This window comes from Gardnerella sp. DNF01199S (genome assembly GCF_049244155.1).
Lineage (GTDB): Bacteria > Actinomycetota > Actinomycetes > Actinomycetales > Bifidobacteriaceae > Bifidobacterium > Bifidobacterium piotii.
The window spans coordinates 37,372-64,272 of sequence record NZ_CP058380.1; the positions used below are offsets into that span (position 1 = coordinate 37,372).

General features: G+C 40.9%; 20 protein-coding genes and 1 pseudogene. 5 read left to right on the plus strand and 16 right to left on the minus strand.

The window, feature by feature from the left end:
- Window positions 1-11 precede the first annotated feature (11 nt).
- Both HXT45_RS00170 and HXT45_RS00175 read left to right on the plus strand, forming a co-directional pair.
- Window positions 12-665, plus strand: coding sequence for a response regulator transcription factor (locus tag HXT45_RS00170; RefSeq protein ID WP_004131589.1), 654 nt, complete (start codon window positions 12-14; stop codon window positions 663-665).
- 34 nt (window positions 666-699) lie between these two features.
- Window positions 700-1,872, plus strand: coding sequence for a hypothetical protein (locus tag HXT45_RS00175; RefSeq protein ID WP_060785829.1), 1,173 nt, complete (start codon window positions 700-702; stop codon window positions 1,870-1,872).
- Window positions 1,873-2,089: 217 nt separating this feature from the next.
- Here the strand turns inward: HXT45_RS00175 and HXT45_RS00180 are convergent, their stop codons facing one another.
- Window positions 2,090-3,322, minus strand: a complete 1,233-nt coding sequence (locus HXT45_RS00180) for a histidine kinase (RefSeq protein WP_116689309.1) — start codon at window positions 3,320-3,322, stop codon at window positions 2,090-2,092.
- On the minus strand, window positions 3,316-4,056 hold the full coding sequence (locus tag HXT45_RS00185) for a response regulator transcription factor (RefSeq protein ID WP_116689308.1): 741 nt from the start codon (window positions 4,054-4,056) through the stop codon (window positions 3,316-3,318). Before HXT45_RS00185 ends, HXT45_RS00180 begins: the two co-directional genes overlap by 7 nt.
- A 192-nt stretch (window positions 4,057-4,248) precedes the next feature.
- Between HXT45_RS00185 and HXT45_RS00190 the strand changes: the two genes are divergently transcribed.
- A complete protein-coding gene (locus HXT45_RS00190) occupies window positions 4,249-4,752 on the plus strand; it encodes a hypothetical protein (RefSeq protein ID WP_116689307.1) in 504 nt (167 codons plus the stop codon).
- Between the two features lie 26 nt (window positions 4,753-4,778).
- Here HXT45_RS00190 and HXT45_RS00195 read toward each other — a convergent pair whose 3' ends face one another.
- Complete coding sequence (locus HXT45_RS00195; RefSeq protein ID WP_421781779.1) at window positions 4,779-5,126, minus strand: hypothetical protein; 348 nt, start codon at window positions 5,124-5,126, stop codon at window positions 4,779-4,781.
- A 234-nt stretch (window positions 5,127-5,360) separates the two neighbouring features.
- On the opposite strand from HXT45_RS00195, the gene HXT45_RS00200 reads away from it, so the two are divergent.
- Window positions 5,361-5,597 carry a hypothetical protein gene (locus HXT45_RS00200; RefSeq protein WP_004133587.1) on the plus strand — a complete coding sequence of 79 codons (237 nt, stop codon included), beginning with the start codon at window positions 5,361-5,363 and terminating at the stop codon, window positions 5,595-5,597.
- Window positions 5,598-5,615: 18 nt separating this feature from the next.
- On the opposite strand, the pseudogene HXT45_RS00205 reads toward HXT45_RS00200, so the two are convergent.
- Window positions 5,616-5,729 (minus strand): annotated as a pseudogene (locus tag HXT45_RS00205) (DUF3800 domain-containing protein); the annotation flags it as partial.
- A 141-nt stretch (window positions 5,730-5,870) separates the two neighbouring features.
- Between HXT45_RS00205 and HXT45_RS00210 the strand changes: the two are divergent.
- Window positions 5,871-9,251, plus strand: coding sequence for an InlB B-repeat-containing protein (locus tag HXT45_RS00210; RefSeq protein WP_421781781.1), 3,381 nt, complete (start codon window positions 5,871-5,873; stop codon window positions 9,249-9,251).
- Between the two features lie 124 nt (window positions 9,252-9,375).
- Here HXT45_RS00210 and HXT45_RS00215 read toward each other — a convergent pair whose 3' ends face one another.
- The 12 genes from HXT45_RS00215 to HXT45_RS00270 form a co-directional block, all read right to left on the minus strand.
- On the minus strand, window positions 9,376-9,990 hold the full coding sequence (locus HXT45_RS00215; RefSeq protein ID WP_018631954.1) for an FMN-binding protein: 615 nt from the start codon (window positions 9,988-9,990) through the stop codon (window positions 9,376-9,378).
- Window positions 9,991-10,046: 56 nt separating this feature from the next.
- Complete coding sequence (locus HXT45_RS00220) at window positions 10,047-10,892, minus strand: ABC transporter ATP-binding protein (protein WP_020759153.1); 846 nt, start codon at window positions 10,890-10,892, stop codon at window positions 10,047-10,049.
- A gap of 59 nt (window positions 10,893-10,951) precedes the next feature.
- A complete protein-coding gene (locus HXT45_RS00225; protein WP_421781784.1) occupies window positions 10,952-12,241 on the minus strand; it encodes an ABC transporter permease in 1,290 nt (429 codons plus the stop codon).
- Window positions 12,231-13,649, minus strand: coding sequence for an ABC transporter permease (locus HXT45_RS00230; RefSeq protein ID WP_421781786.1), 1,419 nt, complete (start codon window positions 13,647-13,649; stop codon window positions 12,231-12,233). The genes HXT45_RS00225 and HXT45_RS00230 overlap by 11 nt, the downstream gene beginning before the upstream one ends.
- Window positions 13,650-13,661: 12 nt before the next feature.
- Window positions 13,662-14,933, minus strand: coding sequence for a Fe-S-containing protein (locus tag HXT45_RS00235; RefSeq protein ID WP_421781788.1), 1,272 nt, complete (start codon window positions 14,931-14,933; stop codon window positions 13,662-13,664).
- A 145-nt stretch (window positions 14,934-15,078) separates the two neighbouring features.
- The gene (locus HXT45_RS00240; RefSeq protein WP_421781790.1) at window positions 15,079-15,711 is read right to left on the minus strand and encodes an iron transporter; all 633 of its coding nucleotides are present in this window, start codon (window positions 15,709-15,711) and stop codon (window positions 15,079-15,081) included.
- Between the two features lie 74 nt (window positions 15,712-15,785).
- Window positions 15,786-17,543, minus strand: coding sequence for an FTR1 family iron permease (locus HXT45_RS00245; RefSeq protein ID WP_128813816.1), 1,758 nt, complete (start codon window positions 17,541-17,543; stop codon window positions 15,786-15,788).
- A gap of 319 nt (window positions 17,544-17,862) precedes the next feature.
- Window positions 17,863-21,162 carry a type I restriction endonuclease subunit R gene (locus HXT45_RS00250; protein WP_421781793.1) on the minus strand — a complete coding sequence of 1,100 codons (3,300 nt, stop codon included), beginning with the start codon at window positions 21,160-21,162 and terminating at the stop codon, window positions 17,863-17,865.
- A gap of 38 nt (window positions 21,163-21,200) precedes the next feature.
- Entirely contained in the window at window positions 21,201-22,421 is a 1,221-nt protein-coding gene (locus tag HXT45_RS00255) for a restriction endonuclease subunit S (protein ID WP_421781795.1), read from the minus strand.
- Window positions 22,418-24,022 (minus strand): type I restriction-modification system subunit M, encoded by a 1,605-nt coding sequence (locus tag HXT45_RS00260; protein ID WP_421781797.1) that lies wholly within the window; start codon window positions 24,020-24,022, stop codon window positions 22,418-22,420. The genes HXT45_RS00255 and HXT45_RS00260 overlap by 4 nt, the downstream gene beginning before the upstream one ends.
- Before the next feature lie 256 nt (window positions 24,023-24,278).
- Window positions 24,279-25,298, minus strand: a complete 1,020-nt coding sequence (locus HXT45_RS00265; RefSeq protein WP_421782340.1) for an FAD:protein FMN transferase — start codon at window positions 25,296-25,298, stop codon at window positions 24,279-24,281.
- Window positions 25,299-25,321: 23 nt separating this feature from the next.
- A complete protein-coding gene (locus tag HXT45_RS00270) occupies window positions 25,322-26,632 on the minus strand; it encodes a Fic family protein (protein ID WP_020757703.1) in 1,311 nt (436 codons plus the stop codon).
- Window positions 26,633-26,901: the final 269 nt, after the last annotated feature.

Genomic DNA, 26,901 nt, shown 5'->3' on the forward strand with positions numbered 1-26,901 from the left:
CAATATATTGTATGAACACTACTTACGCAATTGTTGATAATGACACGCTTGTATTGCGATATATGCAACTTCTTCTGAAAAGTCGTTTGCCTGAAAACTTTGTTTGTGCATGGATGTGTTCTTCTGCAAAACAGGCTATTCATCGTTGCGTTACAGAAAATACTCCTGACGTACTTTTAGTAGATATGTCAATGAGAGAAATGAGTGGTGTTGATGTAATTAAAGCAATTCGCGAGCGCAATAGCAATATTGTTTTAATTGGCATTACTTCCTACATGCTAGATGAATACGTATTGCAAGTTGCTAAGTCGGGTGGTCAAGCGCTAGTGCATAAAGATAATTTAGCAGACGTAGTTGCAGCCATCCAATCGCGCGCAACAAGCTACGGTTGTCCAGAATTGCCACAATATATTGACTATTTTCACACTCCGCAAGAATCATTCAATATGATTTCTCAACTTCCGAAGACTTCAGTTTTGTCTCCTCAAGAATCGGAAATTATGCGCTTGTGCAAACAGGGGTATTCTACGAAAGAGATTGCAGATCAGCTTAATGTGAAAGTTTCAACAGTAAACACGCATTTACGGCGTATTTATGGAAAACTTCAAGTCCGAAGTCGAATGCAGGCGCTTGCTGCGCTCGCAAAGTATTCGCATGACATATAACGTGTAAGAAATTAACGTGTAAAAGTAGGTAGTTATGAAATTATTAACGCGTATGATCAATTTTTTGCCGCATGATGCCTGGCAGAAAATTGGAATTGGTGTAATCATAAGTTGTACTTTGATTCTTGAAATTTGTTCTTATAATAATCTTCATTACTATTCTAATTGGCATGCAATTACAGTTGAAATAGTATGGATTGTAATATGCTTGTGCATTGCAATATGGCCTCGTAAAGCATCTTTTATTGTGCTCATTTGGATGCCGTTGGTAATTATTGCGCCAAATATCAACTACTCATCTATGATGCTTACCATATTGATCTGTTTGGCAATTGCTGTAATCACTCAGCCTTGGTACACTGTGCTTTCTTCTTGCGGAGTATCTTCATGGTTCTTTATTATCTGCGATTTTCAAAACGCTCATATGTTAGCGTGGTGGCTTCTTATCGTTCTTATTTCTAGCGCAATCGTAAAATACTATATTTCTACTATTCACCAACAGCAGGAACAGTTATTTGCACAGCGTTACAACGTTTTTCAAAAATATGCCACTATTGCCGCAATTCGCATGCACGATGAAGTAACTAATGAACTTTCCAGCATTATGATGATGGCTCAACAATCTATTGAACCTCAAACGACTCATGACCAAGAGCATGAAAATTCGCGAGAGATTCTTCAACGTGCTACTACAACTGTTCATAGAGCACGTAATATCATTTCTCTTCTTGACAATGCTACAACTGCAAGCACTGGCGATGTTATGCAATCGACTACATGTTATGAAGATTTTTGTACAGGATTACGCGTTTTATTTGATGGTGAGCAAAAGTCATTTGAGAAGCTTGGCTATATTGGTTCCATTGACTTGAATAGTGATTTAGCTGCTGAAGATTCGAAATCAACGCATTTGCCTTTTGAAGAATGTGCTCAAATTGAGTATATTTGCCGAGAACTGCTTGCGAACGTAAAAAAGCACGCTGCAAAGCCTAAAGAATACGCCATGAATGTAATGCTTAATGACCATGAATGTCATATTACGTGTATAAATAGTGCGCAACGCGGTATTCTTGCTAACTTGCAATTAGGATATGGACTGCGTTTTCATAAGATGCTTGCGGAACGCGTTGGTGGAACTTTTAAAGTTATTGAAGATGGCGATTCGTGGATTATTAATGTACACGTTCCGCTTCATGTAGAGAAATAGCCATTGTGCAAGATACTTATTGTGCTTTCTTGCGCTTTAATCGAGTACTTGAATCTATTTCAATCGAGTATTTGGACGTGTCTGCTGCATGGCAGATGCAAGTAGGCGGTTAATTTGCAATGTAGAATGCTGTTTCGTTGCTATGTTATACACGTTATCGTGGCAGTTTTTGCTAGATTTGCGATTTTTGCCACAATAACGCATGATTTGAGTGATGCTAGTTTAGCGGAATAACAACATTGACCAGCCAAGTGTCGTCATCTTTTTGCGCGCTTAAAGATCCACCTAAACGTTCCACAGATTTTTTGTGGAATAGTAGCCCTTTGCCAAAAACAAGCCTTTCACCAAACTTATTCAACGTCGAAATCGAATTCATACACATTATTTTGCATTCGCGCTCATCAACCATAACATTCATAGAAAAATCAACGCTAGTATTGCAATGCTTGCGAATATTAGTAAGCAACTCGCTGCACATGCGAATAGCACATTGAGCTTTTTCGGCATCAACTATTGCAGATGCAGCAAAATCGTTACTTACCGAACTTTCATCATTTACTGTTAGAGAGCCATAGTACCCAAGCTGCTCACAAATCTTACGTTCAGATTGCAATCGTGCGCGAATATTGCATAAGAAATCAGCCAAAGTCATGCAATTATTACCATTAGAACCATAAATAAACTGCGTGCCAGCAATACTAGCAATATTCGAATCTAAAGAATCATCATACTTATGCTCAGCTTGCTCAAGTAGATTAATAACAAGTCGCGTTTTAGAAAGCGCATTACGAGAATGCTCAACAATCTGCTCTAGCGACTCTTTTGTATGATCACTTTTCTCGGCATACAAAGCATCAGTCGCAAGCAATGTAATATCCGTAATCTCATTGTTCACATCGTCGTGCAATTGCAATGCAATAGACGCAATATAAGACTGGAACTCACTGCGTACAATATCCATTTTTGCGCGATTATTTTCTTCCAACATGTTCAAATACTTGCGCAAAACGTAACCGCAAATCATGGAAATAAGAATAAAACAAGGAAAAGTAAGCGGAATGTACGCCATTTTTGCAAAGTACATAATATTCAGCGAAACTATGTACGCACAAAGCAAATACTTCCACGAATCGTAAAAGCCTGCAACAAACATGCTAGCGATCAACGAAAAAAGAAAGCAAGTTGCATTTACGCCTGGTACTGCTAACGTTACGCAATACAAAATCGGAGTTACGAGGGATATTTGACGCGAAAAAGCAATCAAAAGAAATATTGCAAACATCCAAACGTATTGGCACACAGATTGCTGCGGATTATGCCACAGACCAGCTGTATTACAAGATTGCACATCCATTGACACTACAAGAATCGCCAATATTATGAATAAAGTTCGCTGAATTTTCCAGCTTTTAACCAACTCAATAACGCGCGAAAATGTTTTCATTAACATGCATTATCCGTTTCTTGCAAAAAATTCGGATGATTCTGCGGCGAATCATTAAAATATTGCAAATTGCTATTTTGCTCACGATTTTGCATTGCAGCAAATGCGGATATTGCTTGCACTCGATTAGAAACATGCAATTTTTTGTAAATCCTATGAATATGCGTGTTAATAGTGTTTGGCATAAGACCAAGTTGAGCCGCAATCTGATTTGTTGTGTAGCCCTTAGCGAGCAAATCCATGATTTTTAGTTCTTGAGGCGGCAAAACGCTACGCGACCTTGATTTAGAAAGCCTAATAAAAGATTCTTGCGGAGTAGCAAAATCGTAAGCAACATCTTTAACACAACGGCAGCCATACACGTGCTGATTATCGCAATATTGCAAAGCTTCTGCTAGTCCTTTGAAGTTGTCTTTAGCAACCATTGCTTGCCCACCAACTTGCGAAACCATAGAAGCATAGGATCTACAATCGTACGAAGTCATGCCAATTAAAACAATGCTGTTGTTTTGTTCACGAATTGCGCGTATTACCTCTACTCCAGACATGTCTTTCATTGACATATCTATCAGAATATAATCTGGAGTAGTTTTTGCCACTTGGCAATATTTCAAAGCTTGCACACCTGATTTTACACACCATTTGCACACGTACTCGCTTGGCAAAAGCTTGCTGAGCACGTTTCGCATAACCGCTAAAACTAATGGGTCGTTATCTACTATTGCATACGTTTTTGGCATAATGGCTTTCTTGCAATCACACGCTACTTTTCTTATATTCTACTTTATAAACGCGCGCAAAGTAGGGCAAATTGTGTAGTAATAAATGATTACAAGTAATGCATGTAAGTCAAATTTGGTTATAATAAGTAACAATATGTGACTTTTAGTTGCGTTGAAATTCATATTCAATAATGATTGCAGCAGGATTATATGACAAAACGACTAGTAGTATTGCACTCCGCAGAAGTAGCTGCGATGGCCTTCGCCTCAGCAGCTGCTTTTATGCGTAGCTTTGACCTTTTCGCTTTGTGGCTTGTTCTAGGACTTCTTTCTGTTGCAATGTATTCTTGTACATATTTTTTCTTGCTCAAAAGCGTTATTAAAGCAAAAAATGCGTATATAGAAAATAATATATCTAAGCTTAGCGGCGCGGGCGCTAACAGCATAAGTAGTGACGTTGAGAATACAGAGAACAACAAAGATTACATAATGACTCTTGAGCGAGAGCGCAAAAAAGTCGAATCACAAAATAAGCAAATACTCAACAATTACTCAAATAATTTAATAAATATTATTTCATGCTTTATTTGTGGGCTTATTCACGTTCCTTGGATTTATTACTATGGAATTGCAAATGGCGTTTTAACATTGGTGATTTTGTGGCGAGTAATAAAGCGCCCACAAGGTCACCCTATTGATGAAAGCGATTTTTAAAGATTTAAGACTTTAAGGATTTAGGCTTATTGTTGATCTTCCATTGAAAGATTTAATCCTTTTGCAGCATTGCGAAAATATTCTATATGATCGCCATAGCCGTCTGCAATAATAGCGTCTTCTTTTACAACAAAAGAGCCATTTTCTAGCACAATATATTTTGTAAAGAATTCTTCTAATTGCTTAGCTAATTCATCAATTTCATCTTGTGAAAGCTCTTCGCTACTATTTTCCGCAAGGTTATCTTCCTGCTTTTGAATTTGATTAATGCTATTTTCACTAACATTTCCTATTTTGTTTACGTTATCTTCTGGCTGCCAAGAGTTTATACCAAAATCACTCATGCTTACATTACCCATATTTGCGCTACTCATGTTTGTATCTCCTTTATTTGTAACGTATTTGCGCAACATATTTGTGCGTTGCTTTAAGTCTAATTACAAACATTTTCCGCGCAATCTTGAGTACTGAGTTCTAAGTACATCGTATTGCTCGAGGGATTGCAACATTTATACTAGAAATACAAAACGCATACGAACGATAAGCAATGTACATGAATTAGCTACAATGCTCACGAACAAAACAGCAAATTGGAAGGGAAACAACTCATGAGCAAGTACTATATAAAACTTATTAAAGAAACGCTTATTTGGATTCTTAAGTGGGCAATATTTACAGCATTCGAATTCCTTATTTTGTACGTTGCGCTTATTTCTTGGGATCATGATTTTGCACAGTTCATGCACGAATACAGTAATGCTATTATTCCATTTATTGCAACAACCGCCGCCACGCCCGCAACGATGATTCGCAACGAAGGCACTATTTTTGAAGTCAAAGATTAAGGTGACTGTAGTACCAAAATTGTTATAATCAGCTCGATGTGAGTCATGATTATTAAGCAGATCAAAATGGAAATCATCAAGTTGCTTATTTTGCTTACTATTACGAGCATCAATAACTATCATTCCGTAAATTAGATTATGTAAATATTTATGAGCTATTGTGTTTAATACAAATACGAGTATACTTTTACCTTCTACGGGTATAGTGTAGAGATTGTACTAATACGATGCATTAACTAATGCCAAACTTCAGCAGATAATATGGAGCTAACAATGAGAAGAAATAATAAATATAAAGGCATGCGCATACTTACTGCTTCAACTATCATTGCAGCAATGTCGCTACTTTCTGTATATCCAATAAGTGCATTAGCTGTTACCCCCCCCCCATCAACAGAAGTAACCGTAACTAACCCAGCTCCAAAAACACAACTTGTTGTAGATGGCACAAACGGATCAGACACAAACGATGGATCTGAAAGTAAGCCATTAAAAACTATTCAAAAAGCTCTTGAAAAAGCCACACAAAAACCTGCAAATATCAACATTAAAGGCAATTTTTCACTTAATGCACCTATAGAAATTCCACAAGGCATTACACTTTCTATCGATAAATCCGGCGCCACAATAACAGGCTCGAATAGTGCCAACGATGGAATCACGCTGAAATCTGGTTCCACACTTCGCGGTGACGGCGAATTGAAAATGACTGCGTTTAAGGTAGCACTTACAGCAGAAGAAGGCTCTCTTATTACGGACGGCACATACAATTTCAAAGATAACGGAGTAAAAGACAGTAACGGAATCTACCTTGCGGGAACAGTAAAAGGTACAAGCAAAGATAAATTAACAATTACTGCTGACGACAACTGTGATACAGATTTTTATGCTGATGGTATTACTTTCGAAAACGCTACTATTAACGTTAAATCACAAATTCGCACATGGTTTGATGCAAGAGATTTAACTTTGAAGAATTCTTCACTTACTGTAGCAGGCTTTGGAATGTCATACTACGTAAACAAATTAAACATGGATAATTCGGAGTTTGTGATTAATAAAATTGGTTGGAGGCACTCAACTGGTTTAACAATTCAAGGCGACTCAACTGTTACCAATAATTCACGAATTGTTGCGAATGCAGGATCTACAGCAGGCATTTCCGTTGGAATATCAAACGGAAAATTAACTGTTACCAACTCTACTCTTGAATTTAATAATGGTGGCACTGGCGGCTTAAATGTAAATACCGGAAAAGTAATTATCTCCGATTCTACAATCAAAGGCAATGGAAAAAATAGTGGAGCGCTTTTTGGAGCTCAGGAAAACGGATCTATTGAACTTAGAGAAGACTGCTTAATAGATAGCCCGGCAATCAAAAATGCAGATGGTGGAGCTGGAACAGGAAATAGCTATGTTGTTACTGGAGGCTCGCACATGGTTACATATGCTCCTGATTATCACAGCAACAGGGGAAGCACTGTTCCTGTAAACGGTAAAGAAAACGGTAATGAAAGGCTAAGTCTCTTTACTCTTGCTGATAGTTCTGTAAATGAGATAAAACCAATTAACAAAAATGGAAATGCCTACATATACTCAGTTAAAAAAGCTTCTAAAGATAACAAAAAGCACGTATGGGTTCCAGCAGCAAAAGTGACATTCGAGCTCAATGATACAAATGCTGAGGATTCTAAAAAAGCTAAAGAAGCTATATTCTCTGACTCTTCAACTAAAGCAAAAGAATCCCTTGCCGTACGAGGTTACGCATTAAACTTTGCAAAAACAGTGGCAGGAGGAAGTACTGAAGTACCAGCAAATCCAATTGCTCCTGGATATAAGTTCCTCGGGTGGTTCTTCAAGAACGCTGAGAATAAAGAGCAACAATTTACTGAAAGTATGCCTATAACAAGCGACACAACAGTGTATGCAAAATGGGAAAAAGATGCCTCATCTTATGCTGTTCGCTACCATAATTGCGCTCAAGATGATGCAACATACCTTGTTAGTGAAACTAACCCAAAACGCACCAGCAAAGTTCTTTCATTCGACGAAGTTATTAAGAATAATGCAAAATTTGCCCGCGAAGGAATGGTCTTCAAAGGTTGGACCACAGAGAAAAACGGCAAAGGCAAGACTGTAAAAGCAGGTAGCAATATTGCTATAGCGAAGAATAAAAACTTAATTGACTTATATGCAAATTGGGAAGAAAAAGAATTTACAGTAAAATTCTCAGCAAACGGCGGAACTTTCTCCGATAGCAGTATTTTTAAGAAAAATACAAAAGTATTTGAGATTAAAAAAGATGAGCACGGTGGAGATGTTGCTGTTGTTAAGAAAACAGCAAAATTTAGCGAAAACAAGACGCTAATCAATCTTATTAAAAGTTTGGATGATAATGTCAATATAGACACACCTGGCATTAGTGGCAAAGCAAGTTCCGATTCAGATGCAAATTATACGAATCTTGCCACGCGCAAATATTATCATTTAATAAATGAGAAAAAAGAAAACTCACTCTTTGGCTATGTGTATAGCACAGATTACTACTACTGGTTCAAAGACAAGGATGGAACAGAAAAAGCTACTATTGACAATGATCCAAAAGTGAACGATGATCTTACCTTCTACCTTAAGTGGAAGATTGATCCAAGCATTGAACACATACAGCAGGAGAATATTAATCTTCCTGCAGATTTATTAACTGGCGATAACACAGCAACTACAGCATACAAAGTTACACCAGGACAAACTATTGATTTCACTGGCACAATCACAGCTTCAGTAGTAAAAGACCAAATGAAAGCGATAGAAAATAAATTTAACAAAGTAAAAGCGACAGATTATAGCAATATTGCTCTAAGCGATATGACATCTTCTTTCATGGCTACATTTACTATCCCAGACAGTTTAACGCTGCCTGAAAATATCACAAAAAATACGCTTAAGCTCGATGGATTCTCAGATACTTTTGCTATCCAGGATGTGCAAGTTAAAGACAAAACTGTAACAGTTACTATTAATTTGAAATCTGGTATTAAAACGTATGCGGAATTACAGACAGCAGTACAAACAAATCTTGGCGACGCAATGAAAATCACTATTCCGGGAATAAAGATAAACCAAGATTTCTCCGGAAAAGCTACAATTGTTGGAACCGTATCGGGCTCATTCCACGCAGCTGCAACATTTAATGGAACAACAAAATTATTTGACTTTACTTGGAACGGCTCGCAAACAAGCGAAGGGAAAAACTCTGACGCAGCAGCAGGCGCTAATGATATTTCTCTCACAGTAGAATATAATCCTCCAACTCCTCCAACTCCGCCGACACCCCCAACACCGCCAGAACCAGTTCCTGAACCAACGCCTGTTCCAGAACCAACGCCTGTTCCAGAACCTACACCCGTTCCAGAACCAACCCCAGAACAAACACCATGGCCAAAATATAAGCCGACGCCAGAAAAAACACCAAACCCTGCGCCACAACCAAAAGAAAATCCGAATAATAAAATTGCAGAAAAACGCAAACACGATAATAACCAACTTCCAAAAACAGGAAGCGAAATATTACTAACTGCCTTTGCTGCGATTGCAATATTCGGACTTGCTGTAGTAATAGCAAAATTAAAGCGCATAAAAATAAATAAGCAATAATTTCATAAAAAATAAACAAAATAGGGGTTAGTATTGTAAACAACTGCAGTACTAACCCCTATTAATACACACAAATATTCAACAATATAATCACGGTTATATTAAAAATTAAGGTTGCTGTAAATTATTTTGCGGATTGAATTGAGGCCTCTTGACGAGCAACGTCAAGCGCTTTGTTGAAGGCATCACTAGTCCAACTTGCTCCAGCAACAACCGAGATATGCAAATCTTTCAACGGCTTTCCAACGATTTTACCTGGAATAGCCTCGCTAAAAGCGCTCATGTGTTTTTTGGAGATTGGCGTAAACGGGTGAGGCGTAATTTCAACACTACTCACATTGCCGCTTGCAACGCTTAAATTCACATCAATACTGTCTTCTGCAACTGGGCCATACGTAGCTTTGATTTTGTAATCGCCATCTTTGTAGTTGCCAGTATCGGTTTTAGATTGGTTTTTAGAGTCCCCAGAATCTTCACTTTGCGCAGAAGCGTGCGATTGTTGAGCACCAGAATCGTAAGATTTCGAAGCATTGCCACTATCGTTTTCGCTTTGACCAGAATTACCAGCAAACTCATCATTCATTGGAACAGCACTCGGCTCACCGCAAGATGCAAGAAACGCACTTGAGCTAGCTAAAACAGCAATCGCAGCAACCGTTTTTGCAATTTTTTTAGACTTCAAATCATCACGCAAATTATTGCAGCGTGAAACATCGTGAAACATATTATCTGAAACCATAAAATCATCGCCTTTAAATCTTAAATTAAAACCATACGCAACTAATCATCTAAAAACTAATCATCTAAATTCGCTAATTTAGGCGATTTAGTAGGCTCATGATTTTGCAAAGCTTCTGCAACACTTTCATCAACGTGAGCGCTCGTAAACGCAGGTTTTCCACCAATCGCCTCGTACTCTTTGCGCGCACTATCATTATTCCAACGCTCCCCAACAAGCACACCGTGGTTAAGCATGATTTCGCGATCCGCGCATTGAGCAACCAAAGAATCATGCGTTACAACAATAATCGTAGTGCCCTGGGAGTGAAGCTGCTTAAACAAGTCGAGCACAATCTGCTCATTTTTTTCGTCCAAATTACCAGTCGGCTCATCTGCAAGAAGCAACTTCGGGCAGTTAATAAGAGCACGCGCAACGCACACGCGCTGCTGCTCACCGCCAGAAAGCTGGCTTGGTAAATGGTGAGCGCGATCCTTTAATCCAACTCGCTCCAAGGCTTCCATTGCTTGCGATTCATCTACAACTGAATGATAATATTGCGCAACCATCACGTTTTCAACTGCTGTTAAATGCGGCACAAGATAAAACTTTTGAAACACAAGACCGATTACGTTTTTACGAACATCTGCAAGCTGACCCGCGTTCAAATCCTCGAGCTTTCGGCCTTGCAAAGCAACGGATCCTTTAGACGGCGAGTCCATGCACCCAATAATGTTCATTAGCGTAGTTTTGCCAGAGCCGCTCGAGCCAACAATCGAAAGCCACTCGCCTTGCGGCACAGTAAGCGACAAATCGTCAACAGCGCGAAGAGAGCCGTAAATCTTGGAAACGTGGTCCAAAGTCAACAGCATTTCTGTCTTGGAATCTGTATTTTCCTGCCTATTTTCTACATTCTCTGCCATATCAAATCCTTAAAAATCCTTAACTAAACATTCTAAAATCATTCTAAAATCACTCTAAACTATTCTTCTCGAAGCACAATCGCAGGGTCGATTTTTGACGCGCGCAAAACAGGCGGCAAAGCAGCAACGCAAGACGCTGCAACGCTAAACACAATAGAAAACGCCACCAGCCACCAGTTCACGCTCAAATCTCTAGAAAACACCATTGACGCAAGCAAGCGCGCAAAACCATACCCTACTGCCGTACCAGCGATTCCGCCAATAAAGCCATAAAGCCCAGATTCCGCAGTGAATTCAACGCCAATGCTCTTAGCACTCGCGCCCAAAGCTTTGCGCAAGCCAATCTCATTTCTGCGCTGTTGCACAATCGAAGAAATCGTAGTGCTTACGCCAACCATCATCAACGCAAGAACAACCAGCGAAACAATCCAAAATAGGCTGCGAAGCATAGCAATAATGCCAGTGTCTGCAGCCGTAACTTTGGTTACTTGTTGCGCGCGAACACGCATAGAAGTCATATCGTTAATGCTGCGCACAACAGCATCTACGTTCGGCGCAGAAGACGAGTAAGCAATCACGTCCGCGCCGCGCTTAACGCCTGTAAGCGCACGCAAATCCGCGTTAGTTGCGTAAAGCATGGAATCTTCGGCGTCTCCCGTGTCTAGAATGCCGCAAACGCGGAAAGTTGTGCCGTGAGTATCCATAATATCTGTGGAAACTCTGCCTTCAACAAGCTTATTTTGGGAAGATTTTTCCGTTTGATTATCTTGCGACTTATCTTGCGACTTATCTTGCGACTTTTGTGCAGGCTTATGCGAATCCGAGGAATTATCGCCAGCGCGATACGCGATTGCAATGCGCGAACCAATCTTCAAGCCCATAGCAAGAGACACATCTCGCCCAACCATAACGTTGCCACTGCTAGGCCAAGCGCCGTCCACATTCCAATGCTTATTAAGCGACTTAACAGCAGAAACATCTACTCCAGCAAGCACGTACGGAGCCGCATTAATGCGCACATTTTCGTAACGGTACGTAGCAGATCGCATAGCGCCTTTTGCAAGAACCATGTCGTTAGTGTGCAAAACCATTGCGCAATCAATGCCATTTTTCCACTCGCCTGCAAGCGGCGTCACAATAATATTCGCTCCATACGCGCGCATTTCGTCACTCATTTGTTGAGGAACAACAATGCAAATTGCAGCCAAACAAAATAGCGTTGCAGCACCAACAAGAGTTGCAACTACTGCCATAAGCGCACGCGACTTTCGGCGAAAAACCGCGCCAAAAAGCATAGTTGCAAACATTGCGCTATTAGAAGTCATACCCGAACCAGATTTAACGCCCATGAAGCACCTCCGCAGGACGCACATGCAAAATAGAGCGAATAGAAGAGCCAGCGGCAGCAAGAACAGTAATCGCAAGAAGAACAAACACCAGCACAAACACCATTGGTCGAAGCGAAATCGCAGAACCAAACACGCCAAATCCAATCACTTGCGCAACGCCAAAGCCTGCAATCATGCCAATTAGCGCACCAACGCACGCAATAACCGCTGTTTCCATAAGCATTAGCCGCGCAACAGCGCCATCGCGCGCACCCAGCGCCTTGAGCAGCGCAAGCTCCCCCGAGCGCTCCGAAATCGCAGCAGCCATAAGATTTGCAACCGCAACAGCCGCCGCAACCAAGCTAAGCGCCGTCATAAGCACCATCACAGCGCGCGTCTTGTTAAGCACGCTGCCTTGCATAGCCGAAACTTGCCGCACTTGCTTTGCAACAGCTCCTGGAATCACTTCTTCAATCTGGTAAGTAATCGAGCTTGGGTAAGCCGTGCAATACCAAGTCTCCCACTCTTCTTGGCTAAGAGCCGCTGGATTCTTAGCTGCTTTACGCGCTAAATCGTTTTCTGGCGTAGTCAAAGCCTTAACCTCAATTGCCTCAACCATATTTGGCTTATTTGCAAGGCTTTGAGCTTGGCTGGAATCCGCGTAAATCGCGTTGTTGTCGCTATCTCCAGAATCGTAGATGCCAACAATTTTAAGTGAGATTTGCCTGCCAGAACGAGTTAATTTTATTCGCTGACCAACTTTTAGATTATGACTTTTAGCAAGATTTGCGCCAACAGCGGCTTCGCGCTTAAAATCTCGTGGGAATCTGCCTTCAATCATCTTCCACCAAGACCGCATTCCTTGCACGCCAACAACTGTTGTCTCTCCAGAAGCGAGCGCAAGCTTGCGATTAAACCAAGTGCCAACAATCGGAACTACTGAATTAGCAGATTTAGTGGAATTATTGGAGTTATTGGAGTTAGCAGAATTAGTAGATTCGGCAGAAGAATTTGCCTTAAGATTTGCTTTAAGATTTGCGTAAATCGTTAGTTTTGGCGCAAAATTCGTTATGTTAAACGCCCAAAAAATCATTTTGATTTTTGCAGCATCCGATTCCTTCAAAAAAGCGGTAGATTCTTCGCTTTCCGCATCAGCCAAAGTTTGCGAAGATTGAGAAGATTGAGAATTACTATAAGCTGACTTTGTGCGAGACGCATACAAGTCATTCACAACAGCATTCGACTTAGGCTGAACAATAATATTGGATCCGTAAGAGCTAAGCTCCGCGTTAATTTTGTCTCCAACGTCGTAAACAACACTAAGCATTGCAACGCTTACACACGCACTCAAGCACACAACAATCGCTATAAGAACTCGCTTTTTAATCTGCCTTGCAAGAGATCGCGCAACCATTCGAATCATAAACATTTGCAAGCACTCCTACTTAAAGTGCGAGCTAAGCACGTCTAAATCGGCTGTGTGAATGGTAATTTTGCCACCACCAGCCTTGTACGGGAATGGAATCGGGTTGCATCCGCCCTTAAATCCAATAGTCGCCAAGTTTATTGCAACATCGCATTTTCGGCATATTATCTTGCCATCTTTTTCGTAGTAGCCAGCATCGCCGCAATTTTCGCAAGCATCCAAGCCCACGCCATACGCTCCACCATTTTTCTTGATGATTATAAAACGCATAACAGTGCCATCTTTAGCTTTGTATTGGAATCTATGCAAGTGGCCATCGCTAATTTGAACAAAGTTAATTGTTGCTACGCCATCGTGCAACTCATACGGTTCTGGAGGCGTAAGCGTTGGCTTAATATTCATAAGAGACACGCCAGCAGTAAGCGTAAGTATTACTACGATTGCAGCCAAAAGAGCTGCAATCGCGGACCTTCTAGATTTGCGCTTAAACGCTCGCTTTGCGCGGATTTGTGCAGGATTTTCTCCAACTACAGGCGTCTTAAAACCAATCACAATAGACGCAAATGCAGGAATCAAAAACACGCAAATTTGCGCCATAATCATAAGCGGAGCGTTGTTTATAAGCCAAACAAGAATGCTAAACGAAAAATCGTCTATATACAGCAAAATACTTCCTTGCATAATTTGCACCAAAGACGTTAAATGCTGAATTAGCAAAATTATTAAGCTTAGAATAATTGCGATTTTAAAGGCGCCAATACTCGCAGTTGTACGCAAAGATCGCACCATAAGACTTATGCAAATCGCAGCAGCCGCGCCAAGAATAAATCCTAGCGCGCGAAGAAGCATATCGGAAGTAAACGGAGGCGTGCTGGAGTCTACGAAAATCGTAAGCTGCAAAATCACGTCTGGGAGCGCGTAAAACACTGTAAACGCTAGGCAAAGCGCGCCAATTGCATTACTTATGTGCAAGGGCAGCGGATTTTTGCGCCATTTTGCAACCGTTTTGCGAGACGCGCCAACACAGGCGATTGTTGCAATATCTAGCGGAACGGCAATGCAAAGCGCTGGAAGATTCACAAAATTGCGCTGATTAATCACCACGCTTGCGCGCAAAAATGCAAAAACAAGCGCCGCAACTGTTCCAAAAATCAAGCCGAAAAGTCGCCAGCGGGAGCTGATTGGCTTATCTCGCCCCTCGCCAACGCTTAGAGTTGCGCTTAATCCCATTGTAAGCAGCGCAAGAGGGAGCAGCCCTGGAAGTACTGTAACGAACAGCCTGAGCATGTCTCCCTCCTTTGCTGTTTATGTGTTATTTGTTATCTATTTTTGTTTTTTATTTATGCATTATGCATTATTTATACATTATGCATTATTTATTTGTTGTTTTTATTCTTAAAAACTACCACTGGCAAAATTACCACTGGCAAAACTACCACTGACGTGGAGTGTACTTCCAATCGTCGAACGTAGCGGTAATTGGCTCAGTCCAGAATCGGCCAGTCACGCCTGTAGCAGGATCTACGTGAAGCATCCAGCCCTTCTTTTCTGGCGATTCAACAGAAAGCACCAACTTGTAGTTTCCAGCCTTATCGAGCTTAACATTTGCGCCGTAGTGTGGGCCATCGGAAGCGTTCATTTGCATAAACGTACCCTTTACAACAGCGTCTCCGCTCGCCTTATCAATAATTTGATAATTCACAGTCAAATCTGGAATAAACTCGCCCTTACCGTAGCCAAGCTTTGTGCCTTCCTTGTTTGCATGAATATCTGCCTCAAGGTGGAAGCTTGCCTCGCTTGCCTTTAAGCCCATGCCTGCTGGAACCATATCGACTGGCTGGAAGTACACAGCGCCAATCGTAAGTGGGCCAATGTTCTGGTCTTGGTTAGGTCCAACTGGAACCTCTTCAAAGCCCTTGTCTCCGCCATTATCGTCAGCCTTTTGCTCGGATGCTTGTGGCTTAGCAGCAGATTTTGCTGCGTTTCCATTTGCGCCGCAACCAGTGAGTGTTAGCATTCCTGCAAGCGCTAAGGCTGCAATTGCCATCATCTTTTTATTCTTCATATCTAACCTTTTCTATTAGTTATTGTTTATTATTGCTTGATTTTTAGTTTTGATTTTTAGTTTTGACTTATCCGTTAACGGTTGTCAACGGTTTCTTTGTGCTTTCGCGCGCGCATAAAACTCGCGCAAAGCAGCGCAATAACTACGATTGCAGCTACGACTTGCGCCGAAATCGTTTCAACATACGGATAGAATCCAAGCCAATCGTTAGTTGGCAAGCCTTGAATATACGCGCCAGCGAGCGCATCGCCCTCTATAAGCGCATGCACGCCTCCGCCAGCAAAAATCACCACTAAAATGCACATAAGCGCGCTTGTTCCTGCAAAGAACGGGCGAATCGGTATGCGCACAGATGCAAAGCGAATCAGCAAGAAGATTACAACCAGCACGGCGGCTGCAGCCACGAATCCGCCCCAAATCATGGAGTCAGCTCCGCTTGATACAGCAAAAATCGCCTGGTAGAAGATTACTGTTTCTGCGCCTTCGCGGAACACCGCTAGGAAGCTTAGCAACGCTAGAGAAATCAAGCTGCCTTTAGAAACAGCTGCCGTTGTTTGGTTGCGAATATACTCGTTCCAAGCTTGCACAGAAGATCTTGAAATCATCCAATTGCTTGTGTACAGCAGCATGAGCATTGCAAACAGCGCCACAACGCCTTCCGTAATCTCTTGCTGCGGGCCAGAGCCATTGAACAACAATCCAAAAAGCGCAGCAACAACAAGCGACGCCGCAATTCCAGCAACAAGCCCCATGTAAATGTACTTAACCATGTGCTTGTGCCCAGATTTAATAAGATACGCGATTATTGCGGCAACAACCAGCAGCGCTTCCAACCCTTCGCGAAGTAAGATTATAAAAGCCTGACCAAAGGAGCTTGTTATAAATTGCATAAACGGATTGGCATTTGCTGCCGCTCCTCCGTCTAGTTTTGCAGCATCTTCAATAAGCATTGACTTAAGATCGGTAACGAACTTTTTTGTTTGCGCAAACGATTTGCCATTGTTCATAGCCTGCCTGCACTCTTTGAATTGATATTCAACAGTGCTTACTCGGCTTCCGCTTATTGCGTTCATAACGTTCTTTTCAAAGCCGAGCTTTTCGTAATACTGGTAGTAGGCTTCGTTCACTAAATCAACAGCTTTGGCAACTTCTTGCTTGTTTCCTTTTGCTGCTTTGTACGTTGATGCAGATTTATCTAGTATAACGTTCATTTCTCGCGCTACTTGGCTCCAAGTTCTGCCGTTTCGCCCAAGATTCTTCTTTTTTGCAGCATCGAGTTTTTTGCGTTCTTTTGCGATTTGAGCGCGCAATTTGGATGCATAAACATTCGGCTTATCTAGATTTGCGTTTGCGTCTAATTGAGTTGCGGTTTGCGCAACGTCTGCTTCTAGAGCAGATACAACTTCACTAATTTGCGCGGCCTGATTTTGTTGATAAACCAACGTTTGCAACTGTTGGAATTGGTCACTTTGCGATTGAACTTTATCTTGACTAATCGTATCTCGCACAACTGTAATCATGTTTGAAGCTACATAAACAGAGTTATATGCGGCTTGAAACCTGGTTGCTGCTCCTGCCATATTTGCGTTTGCATACTCACTTTTACCTTGTTCTAGCTGATCTTTAATAGCTAAAGAAACTTCCGACCAAGTGTTATATGTTCTATTGGCATCCGTAGCATAAGCAGACGTTGGAGCTGCAATTAGCCCAGCAATTCCAGCAACCCCAGCAACTCCAGCAAACCCTATTGCGCAACTTACAAAAACGCATATCGCAAGTAAAAATGCATACACTTGCTGTGTTTTTTGGCGCGCTTTTGCACACGCGTGCATAATGTCTCCATATCTCCTTTGGCTCTAATCCCCATTGAGCGCACCCAACTTCTTTTTTCGTTCTATTTTTTAGTTTTATCTGCAGCTTTTAGTTTTAAGCTTGTGGCTTTTAGCTCCAGTTTTCAGTTTTAATCGTTCAAATTTTTTGGCGATTTCCACGCGGTTGTTCTGTTTTATTAGAACTTGTTCCGTTTTGTTATGTTTGAAGTCGCCTCGCAAGTAACCCCATGAACATAATATCGATATATCAGTTAGATTGATATAGTTCAGCGCAAAAAACTCGCAAATATTACAAAAATGATATTGATAACGATAATTATCAATCTTTTTGCGAATCGTATTGAGAAAAGCCAACAAGCCCAACAAACTCATTAAACATGTTTCTCATACTTTCCACAATGCGACTTTTCTTCTCAGTGCGCGCCTTAGCCGCAGCGCCAAATCTGCTCATTCTAGGCATTAAATCATTAATGTCTGTACCAAGCTCACTTACTTCGCCAGCGCTAAAAGATTTCTCCATAAACTTGCGAGTCAAAGCATCGTTCAATCCTTCGCTTTGCACGAGTTGCGCCAAATCATGATTATACTTTTGCTCAACATACTCGCTCCAGCAATCAACAATGCTCAACTTGTTGCCGTTAGAATCGTAAACAGTAATGTTACCTTCAGAATCCACAAGCTTCCCAAGCTCATTCTCGTTAAGCTGCGCAATAAACCCTTCAATAAGCTTCTTTTTACTACGCAACTGCGGGCTAGAGTCAACCGCCACCCTAATAGAAGCAAGAACATTTTTATCTTTACAATGCTTGCTATGGTAATGTTCTACTAACATCAAAATGTAGTCAATATTTACTTCTACTTGGCGCACAAGCTCCATCTCAAACACAACGTCATCCGTAATGTCGGCGACCTCGCCTTTTTGCTCTTTGCGCTTCCATTCTTCATGCAAATCTTGGTAATGCCCCAAGTAATCTTGCATATCGCGCTCTTTGATTATCTCGTTGCCTTCAAATTGATCGAAAGCTTTCAGCATGTTACGCAAGCGCAAAATATTGCCAAAAAGCGATATAAACTTTTTCTGATTCTCTTCTCCAACAATGTTGAAGCCTTGCAGCGGGTACTTTTCCATAAGCTCATTTACTAAATCAATGTATCCACAGCGCTCAATTCCTTTAGCGTCAATATAACCGTTGTAAATCTGCTCAAACGTAGGGCAAAGCACAACACCTTGCGCATCTTTATCTCCAAAAAGACTTACCGCTTCGTCAACTCTATAACTCAAATCCCTAAAGCACACAATGTTTCCGAATGTTTTAACGGAATTTAAGATTCGATTTGTGCGCGAAAACGCTTGAATAAGCCCATGCATGCGAAGATTTTTATCTACCCAAAGCGTGTTCAAAGTTGTTGCATCAAAACCAGTTAGAAACATGTTGACTACAATCAAAACGTCAATTTCCTTATTCTTCATGCGAATTGAAACGTCTTTGTAATAGTTTTGGAATTTGTTATTTGACGCATCATACGCAGTATTAAACATTTCGTTATAGTCTTTTATTGCGCTTTCCAAGAATTCTTGCGAATTTGCGTCTAGCTTTGCCGTGCTTTCAGAATTTTCTTCTCCAAGAGAACCCATGCCGTTGCTATACTCCGAAGAATCTGACTCACCCTCGTTTACTGCATAGCTAAAAATAGTTGCTACTTTTAAGCGTTCGCTTGGCGGCAGATTTTGCTGCTGCTTTTTGAACTCGTTGTAATACGCTTTTGCAAGAGGAATGTCTGCAACAGCAAAGATTGAATTAAAGCCGTTTATGTCAACTTCTTCAGAAGATTTTTTAGCCTCTAAAGTATTATGCTTATCCGCGGCAAGTTCTTTAACATTAAGAATGCGCTTGTACTTGTAAGTTTTCTCGTTGCGATACGTTTTTTGACTAAAATGCTCAATAATGTATTGAACAACATTATGCACGCGATCTGGGTGCCTAATTACATCTGGTCGATTAATATCTTTAACCAATTCGTCGGTTGCTTTTTCAAGCTCGCTAGACGTTTTTACAGTAGCAACGTATTCCACACGGAATGGCAGCACATTTTTATCGTTAATCGCGTTAATGATTGTGTACGTGTGCAAGCAAGGCCCAAAGGTTTGCTCAGTTGTAGAAATATGCGCAGCGTCGGATCCAGCAGCGTTCGCTTCAAAAATTGGCGTGCCAGTAAACCCAAAAAGCAGAGCATTTTTAAAGTGTTTTACAATATCTGCATGCATGCCTCCAAACTGACTTCTGTGGCATTCGTCAAAAATAAACACTATGCGCTTTTTGTAAATTTCATGACTTGGGTTGTTGCTTATAAACCTACTAAGCTTTTGAATAGTGGTTATAATAAGCCTGCATTCTTCCGTATTGTCTTCTAGCTGTTTTGTAAGCACAGATGTTGAAGTGTTACTATTTGCGGCTCCTTTTTCAAACCTGTCGTATTCTCTCATTGTTTGATAGTCAAGATCTTTACGGTCTACAACAAACAAAACTTTGTCAACAAGATTCTTGCCTTCTGCGTCTTTTAACGCTTTTACTAGCTGCGATGTTTTGAAGCTGGTTAGCGTTTTACCAGATCCAGTAGTATGCCAAACATAACCACCCTTTTGACGCTCTGATGCTGGCATTTTGCTCGCATTAGCAAACATGTATTTTACGCGATTCACTATGTTTTCTGCTGCAGTAATCTGGTATGGACGCATAACCATCAAGCAATCCTCTGCATTAAAAACGCAATATTTTGTAAGAATGTTAAGAATTACGTGCTTTGCAAAGAAGGTTTTAGCAAAATCGCATAAGTCGGAGATTATAGTGTTTTGAGCATCGGACCAATAATTTGTAAATTCAAAACTGTTGCTTGTTGTTGTTTTGCTAGATCCTTTACTTTTCTGCTCGTTGTAAGCATTATTGCGAGTTGAGTTGGAGTAATACTTTGTTTCAGTGCCGTTTGAGATTACGAAAATTTGCACGTATCCAAATAGTCCGCTTCCAGCCCAAAATGAGTCACGAGCATAACGGTTAATTTGATTGAACGCTTCTCTAATAGGCACACCTCTGCGCTTTAGCTCAATGTGAACCATTGGCAAGCCGTTTACTAGAACAGTCACATCGTAACGATTACTACGCGCAGGGCCATTTGCATCATTATCGTTTGCGCTATCGCTTGCATTAACAGCATACTGGTTGATTACTTGCACAATATTCTTGTGAATATTTTCTTTGTCAATAATAGTAATGTTCTTATCTGTGCCGTCATCTTTTTTGAGTATTTTAACGTTATCTCGCTGAATAGTATCTGTTTTCTTAACTATATCGTCAGTGCTGTTTGCAATATTTTCTTTGAAAAATCTTTCCCACTCGTCATTTGAAAAATGATAGTCGTTGAGCTTTTCGATTTGCACGCGAAGATTTGCTATAAGATCTTTCTCGTTGTGAATGTGAGCATACTCATAGCCTTGAGATTGCAAAATGTTAATAAACTCTTCTTCGAGCTGTGCTTCGCTTTGATAGCTTCCGTCGTTGCGCGCACTCGGCGTAAATGTAGACATTACAGTGCTATCTTGATTCTCTAACACAATTTTCATTTTGCTTCCTTCTTATCTACTCACACTCGAATTTTAAATTACGCACGCTTGAAGGTTAGGAGTTGATCGCGATAGTACTCGTACTGCTTGCGTCTAGCTTCGATTTCTGCAGGCAAGCCTTGAGTTAAGTCATTGCACAACGCGTCAAAACGATCCAGAATTTGTACGATTTGATTCTGTACTTCAAGAGGCGGCACGGGGATTGTTACTTTACTCATTAATGCTTTAGATACATTAAATCGCGTAACACCGTTAGCAGTTCGCTTTATTTGAGAACGCAACGCGGTTGAACGAAACAGATACTTGGAAAAATCAGGATTCATTACACTTGCGTCATTGAATCTAAAAGCAAAACAAAAACTGTTTAAATATACTTCTTCATTTAGGTGACATGTAACAGCAGATGAAAAACCACATTCATCAGGAGTCTCAGAGGAGCCAGTAAAAATTACATCACCATATTGTAAAACATTTTGTTTTTCACCATCAGAAACCTTAACAAAATCATTTGTAGAGAAATTTACAGCTGCATTACAATACACATTTTTATAGGTTATATAACGAGCATTTCCATCAACAAAATCATTCTTATTCTTACCAGTCAATCCACCAAAGAATGAACCTAATTCTTTAAGATTCTTATACTCCACACCATTCGGGCAGTAGCGCGAGATAAGGGAGTGAAGAGGATTGTTGTCGTCAAATGTAAGCAAGGTATCTCGGTAGTATTCGTATTGCTTTTTACGAGCTGTAAGCTCTGCTGTAAGCTCTGCTGTAAGCTCTGTAAACGTATCTAAAATCCGCACAATCTCCGCTTGCACGTCAAGCGGCGGGACTGGGATTTCAAAATCTTCAATCATTGGTTTCCGTATTGAAGTAACGGTAGCGCTTACTGCTTTACGAATAATAAATCGCTTAAAATTAGACTTAAAATAGTAATATGCAAAACGCGTATTAACTATTGGGTCCTCAAAATGTACACGATATACACGTTGATGCAATGCATATTTACCTTTTATGTAATGGTAAATATCACCAACCCCACCTTCACCAGGTATTATAATTGCTTCTTCGTCGTATTCCCAATCGTTTTTACGCTTGATGTTTTCAGAACGCACAAAAAATGGATATAGACCATCTTCTTCTGCTTCATTACCGTTACTTTTCCCAGTTTTTACATCTGCAATATCGCCAATTTTCTTATACTCTACACCATTCGGGCAAAGCTCAGCGATTAAATCCTCAAGTTTGCTAGTCATTGAGTCACCTCGCTATTATCAGAGTTAACATCGCCAGCTTCAATCTCGCTTACAATCTTCTCAATTTGTTCGCGCAACTCTTGCTCTCTAGCACAAACAGACGCAATTTGCGCGTTAAGCTCTGTAATATCAATCTTTTCGCGAGTATCTTCTGCTTCAACGTATGTAGAAACGGAAAGATTGTATTTATTGGACTCCACTTCTTCCAAAGACGCTACGTGCGCAATATGCTCCACATCTTGCCTAGAAGTGTACCACTTAACAATCTGCTCAATGTTCTCGTCCGAAAGCTTGTTGCTATTAGTTGACTTTACAAACTCTTGGCTAGCATCAACGAATAATATAGAAGTGTCGTTTTGCTTGTTTTTGCGCAAAACCATAATGCACGTAGCAATCGAAGTGCCAAAGAACAAGTTGCTTGGAAGTTGAATCACGCAATCAACAGCATTATGCTCAATTAAATATTGGCGAATCTTTTGCTCGGCTCCGCCGCGGTACATAATTCCAGGGAAGCAAACAATTGCGGCAGCACCATTTTCTGCCAAATACGCCAAGCAGTGCAAAACAAACGCCATGTCTGCCTTGCTTTTTGGAGCAAGAACTCCAGCTGGAGCAAAACGAGGATCGTTAATCATCAACGGATTAGAATCCCCCTCCCAACTCGTGGAATAAGGCGGATTAGAAACAACTAGCTCAAACTTTTTATTATCCTCGATTTGCGGATTTATAAGAGTATCGCCGCACGTAATAGTAAACTTATCAAAATTCACATCGTGCAAAAACATATTCATGCGGCACAAGTTGTAGCTAGTAACGTTCTTTTCTTGACCGTAAAAACCGCCATTAATATTTTCAATGCCGAGCACTTTTTTCGCTTTTAGCAGAAGCGACCCGGATCCGCATGCTGGGTCGTACACGTCTGAAATGCTTGATTTTCCAACAGTTCCAAGGCGCGTGAGCAGCATTGAGACTTCTGCAGGCGTAAAGTATTCGCCGCCAGACTTGCCAGCGTTCGACGCATACAAGCCCATTAAATACTCATAAGCGTCACCAAAAGCCTCAATCACGTTGTTGTTTACGCTACCAAGCTTCATCTCACTAATCACTTGTAATAACTTAACAAAGCGCTTATTGCGGCCTTCAACAGTGTCTGCAAGCTTAATGTTATTCACATCGTAATCGGAAAATAATCCCTTAAAATCGTCAGAGGAATCAGTGCCTTGAGAAGAAGCTTCAATATTGCGGAACACGCGGCTTAATGTTTCGTTCAGATTGCTATCTTGAGGAGCGTTCTTAAGCACATTGCAAAACAGTTCGCTAGGAAGTATAAAGAAGCCTTTTTCACTAATCATGTCACCGCGAAGAGGCTCTGCATCTTCATCGCTTATTTTTGCATAATCAAAGTTTGGATCTCCGCCTTCAGATTCATGCTCATCTTTATTAATATAATCGCATAAATTCTCGGAAATATAGCGATAAAACATTGTGCACAATACGTATGCTTTGAAGTCCCAACCATCAACGGAACCTCGCAAATCGTCGGCAATCTTCCAAATAGTGCGATGCAATTCCGCGCGTTCTTCTTCTTTGCGAGTGTCCATTTTACTGCTCCCTATTCGTGCAATTCGCGCAAGCGCATGTGCAATATATAAGCTAATTAAATAAGCGCAATACTACGCAATATTACGCAATAATTAAATAAGCGTTCTTTAATATTCTACTGTAAACGCGCACAATCAGCAGCAACGCCACTCGCATCGCTTGCGTCTAGCTTCGATTCTTGCAAGCAAGATAGCTCGCATAGTAATTATTGGGCATTAGTTGGCATTATCCTGCATTATTCAGCATCATTCGGCATCATTCGGCAAAAAAGTGCGCTGGGAATGCGCGCGTTTTGCGAAGCGCATTATTTGGCGAGATTACAGCAAACTCAGCGCCAGTAGTTTGCACGATTTTTTGCAAATCGCTTCCTTGCGATACAAACAACGCAGTTGCGAGCGCATCGGCGTAAGCAGTTGGAAAATCGCAAGTTTTGCTAGGCACATACGCCCAGCTTGCGCATAAATCGCAAGCAGGAATGCCATCAAGCGCATTAATCAAGTGAGTCGCAATTAAATTAGACTCAAAGCCATTTTTATCTTTTACATTCCAACGCCTTCTTGCAGCAGACGAAGCACACAATGCTCCGCTTGCGATTGATGCAACTCCAACTGCTTGAGCTGTGTCAAAAGGATTTTCCAGAGCCACTTTTATTTGACTATTCTCTTTGCTAAAGCAAGCGCGCATATCTCCGCCTGCGTTTACCAAAAAATCAAAATCGGCAGGCGAATCGCTATTCGAAAGCGAATCGCCGCTAAACTCCTCTTTAATAATCTGTGTTACAAGATCTACAAAATAGCCTTTTCCAGCTGCACCAAAATCAAGCTGCACTGGCTGATTTGTGCAAAGCGTTGTACTGCCGTCATCTCGAGAAATATCTGCCCACATAACTGGCAGAGCGCGATGATATTTGCTCCAGCTGCCGCTGCTGATATTCTCATCCTTACCTTCGCCAGCTTCCGATTGTGGGATAAATTGCACCGAATTGTTGTAGCCAAGCGCAAGCAAATCCGCGCCAATGCACGCGTCGAAAGCACCGTGCGTAGCAGCGTAAAACTCGCTATAAAGAGCAAAAAGAGGCTGAGCCCACGTTGGAAACTCAAACTCGCCGCCGCGCTTTGCACGAGCCATGCGCGAAACAAGGGAATCCGCACGAAAGCGCGAAAGCACCGATTCATACTCTTCAACAAAATCGCGAATCCGCTGCTCAACGCGCTGCGAAATCGGCACGCTGCTAGAGATAATAATCCCCGTGCCAAGCGCGCGCTCAATCGCCATTACATTCCCAAACATTATTTGCCTCACGCAAACATTTCATTCGCTTTTTTAGAAAGCTCATACCTAATAGGGCGTTCGCCAATAGAATCAACCATTCCAAGCTCAATCAAGCCGTTAAGCGCACTCACAATCTTTCTCTCACCAACCTGCTCAGCAATTGCATTGCCAACATATTCGCTTAATTGCTTGCGAGTCATCGGAGTTGGATTATACGAAAAAAGCTTATTTTGCAACAAAATGGTCATAACTTCGTACTGCACTTTAGAAATCGCTGTTTTTTTGGAGAACTCGAATAGCTTATTCATACAGTAAATAATCTGTTTTAATTGCAAAATAATATTGTTGAATACTTCGTTCTGTGCTTTTTTAATATATTTCAACATTGTGCAGCAAAACATAGTTAAATCATTGCAATTAAACAGTTCTTGAGCTTTAGAAAAAGCGGCATAGTATCCAGATTTCTCTGCGTAAATTACAGAGCTTAAGCTCAAAATTGTTGGCATCGAAAGCTGCTCGTGCAATTGCAAAGCAAGTAAAAACCGCCCAGTTCTGCCGTTCCCATCATAAAACGGGTGCACGCTCTCAAAAGCATAATGGCACATGCACGCCTTAATAAGCGTTGGAACTTTGTTACTATTCATCAAACTCAACATCTGCGTTAAATGATCTTGAATTTCCGCTTCCGTTGCATCGCCATCATGCACTACATTATTTGCAGCATCACGAATACTTACTTTTCCACTCCTAAAAATCTCACCATCTGGAATATTATTTGCTTCTAATTCACCTTGCATAATGCTGTTGTAGATTTTTCGTATATCTTGCAATGTTTGCGGAATTGAAGTGCCATTCTTATTGGAGTCTGCAACTGACTTTACATTCAAATCCGCAACAGATTCCGCAACCGACTTTTCTTTAGAATCTGCAAGCTCAAGAAAAAGCTTAGTAAATTCACTAAAACGCGTATGCTTATTCTGCTCACTCGCAGCAGCAAGCGCTTTGGAAAGCTCTTTTCTAGTACTGTGAACACCTTCAATAATGTTGGTATTTTGCACTTCTTTTGCAATAAGTTGCATTAAATACTCGCGCTGAGCAAACCGCGGCAACCTGCTCCACGCTTTTTCAACCGCTTTTTCAGCATACGCAATATCATTCATGTGCGTCACAAGATCCGTTACGCACATTGCAAAAATTTCATGCGCATCAAATACGATTCCAGAACGATACGTCACTGGATTATCGATGCGCAAACGATACTCTTCTTCCGCAATACAACAAGGTTTCGCATTACTTTTAGACATCGCAACTATTTTGCGTATTGTTTTGTAATCCATAATGCGACTCCATTTATGTTATTGCGTTTACATTATTGCGTTTATGTTATTGAAGATTTTGTAGTAATGTCTTGCAATATTTTGCTTGCTATATCTTGCTTGCGATATCTTTGCCTATACGCAAATAATGCATTTATCACAAAATGATTGCATAACTAATATAAAAGTCTATTCTATACCTACATTTTGGCAAAATGAAGGCATAGCACGCAAAAAATACTCATCTATACCTACATTTTCGCAAAACAGCGGTATAGAAATATTGACAG

Coding starts and splice junctions, on each gene's coding strand:
- HXT45_RS00170 (WP_004131589.1), top strand. CDS start 12: ATGAACACTACTTACGCAATTGTTGATAATGACACGCTTGTATTGCGA.
- HXT45_RS00175 (WP_060785829.1), top strand. CDS start 700: ATGAAATTATTAACGCGTATGATCAATTTTTTGCCGCATGATGCCTGG.
- HXT45_RS00180 (WP_116689309.1), bottom strand. CDS start 3,322: ATGTTAATGAAAACATTTTCGCGCGTTATTGAGTTGGTTAAAAGCTGG.
- HXT45_RS00185 (WP_116689308.1), bottom strand. CDS start 4,056: ATGCCAAAAACGTATGCAATAGTAGATAACGACCCATTAGTTTTAGCG.
- HXT45_RS00190 (WP_116689307.1), top strand. CDS start 4,249: ATGACAAAACGACTAGTAGTATTGCACTCCGCAGAAGTAGCTGCGATG.
- HXT45_RS00195 (WP_421781779.1), bottom strand. CDS start 5,126: ATGAGTAGCGCAAATATGGGTAATGTAAGCATGAGTGATTTTGGTATA.
- HXT45_RS00200 (WP_004133587.1), top strand. CDS start 5,361: ATGAGCAAGTACTATATAAAACTTATTAAAGAAACGCTTATTTGGATT.
- HXT45_RS00210 (WP_421781781.1), top strand. CDS start 5,871: ATGAGAAGAAATAATAAATATAAAGGCATGCGCATACTTACTGCTTCA.
- HXT45_RS00215 (WP_018631954.1), bottom strand. CDS start 9,990: ATGGTTTCAGATAATATGTTTCACGATGTTTCACGCTGCAATAATTTG.
- HXT45_RS00220 (WP_020759153.1), bottom strand. CDS start 10,892: ATGGCAGAGAATGTAGAAAATAGGCAGGAAAATACAGATTCCAAGACA.
- HXT45_RS00225 (WP_421781784.1), bottom strand. CDS start 12,241: ATGGGCGTTAAATCTGGTTCGGGTATGACTTCTAATAGCGCAATGTTT.
- HXT45_RS00230 (WP_421781786.1), bottom strand. CDS start 13,649: ATGTTTATGATTCGAATGGTTGCGCGATCTCTTGCAAGGCAGATTAAA.
- HXT45_RS00235 (WP_421781788.1), bottom strand. CDS start 14,933: ATGCTCAGGCTGTTCGTTACAGTACTTCCAGGGCTGCTCCCTCTTGCG.
- HXT45_RS00240 (WP_421781790.1), bottom strand. CDS start 15,711: ATGAAGAATAAAAAGATGATGGCAATTGCAGCCTTAGCGCTTGCAGGA.
- HXT45_RS00245 (WP_128813816.1), bottom strand. CDS start 17,543: ATGCACGCGTGTGCAAAAGCGCGCCAAAAAACACAGCAAGTGTATGCA.
- HXT45_RS00250 (WP_421781793.1), bottom strand. CDS start 21,162: ATGAAAATTGTGTTAGAGAATCAAGATAGCACTGTAATGTCTACATTT.
- HXT45_RS00255 (WP_421781795.1), bottom strand. CDS start 22,421: ATGACTAGCAAACTTGAGGATTTAATCGCTGAGCTTTGCCCGAATGGT.
- HXT45_RS00260 (WP_421781797.1), bottom strand. CDS start 24,022: ATGGACACTCGCAAAGAAGAAGAACGCGCGGAATTGCATCGCACTATT.
- HXT45_RS00265 (WP_421782340.1), bottom strand. CDS start 25,298: ATGGCGATTGAGCGCGCGCTTGGCACGGGGATTATTATCTCTAGCAGC.
- HXT45_RS00270 (WP_020757703.1), bottom strand. CDS start 26,632: ATGGATTACAAAACAATACGCAAAATAGTTGCGATGTCTAAAAGTAAT.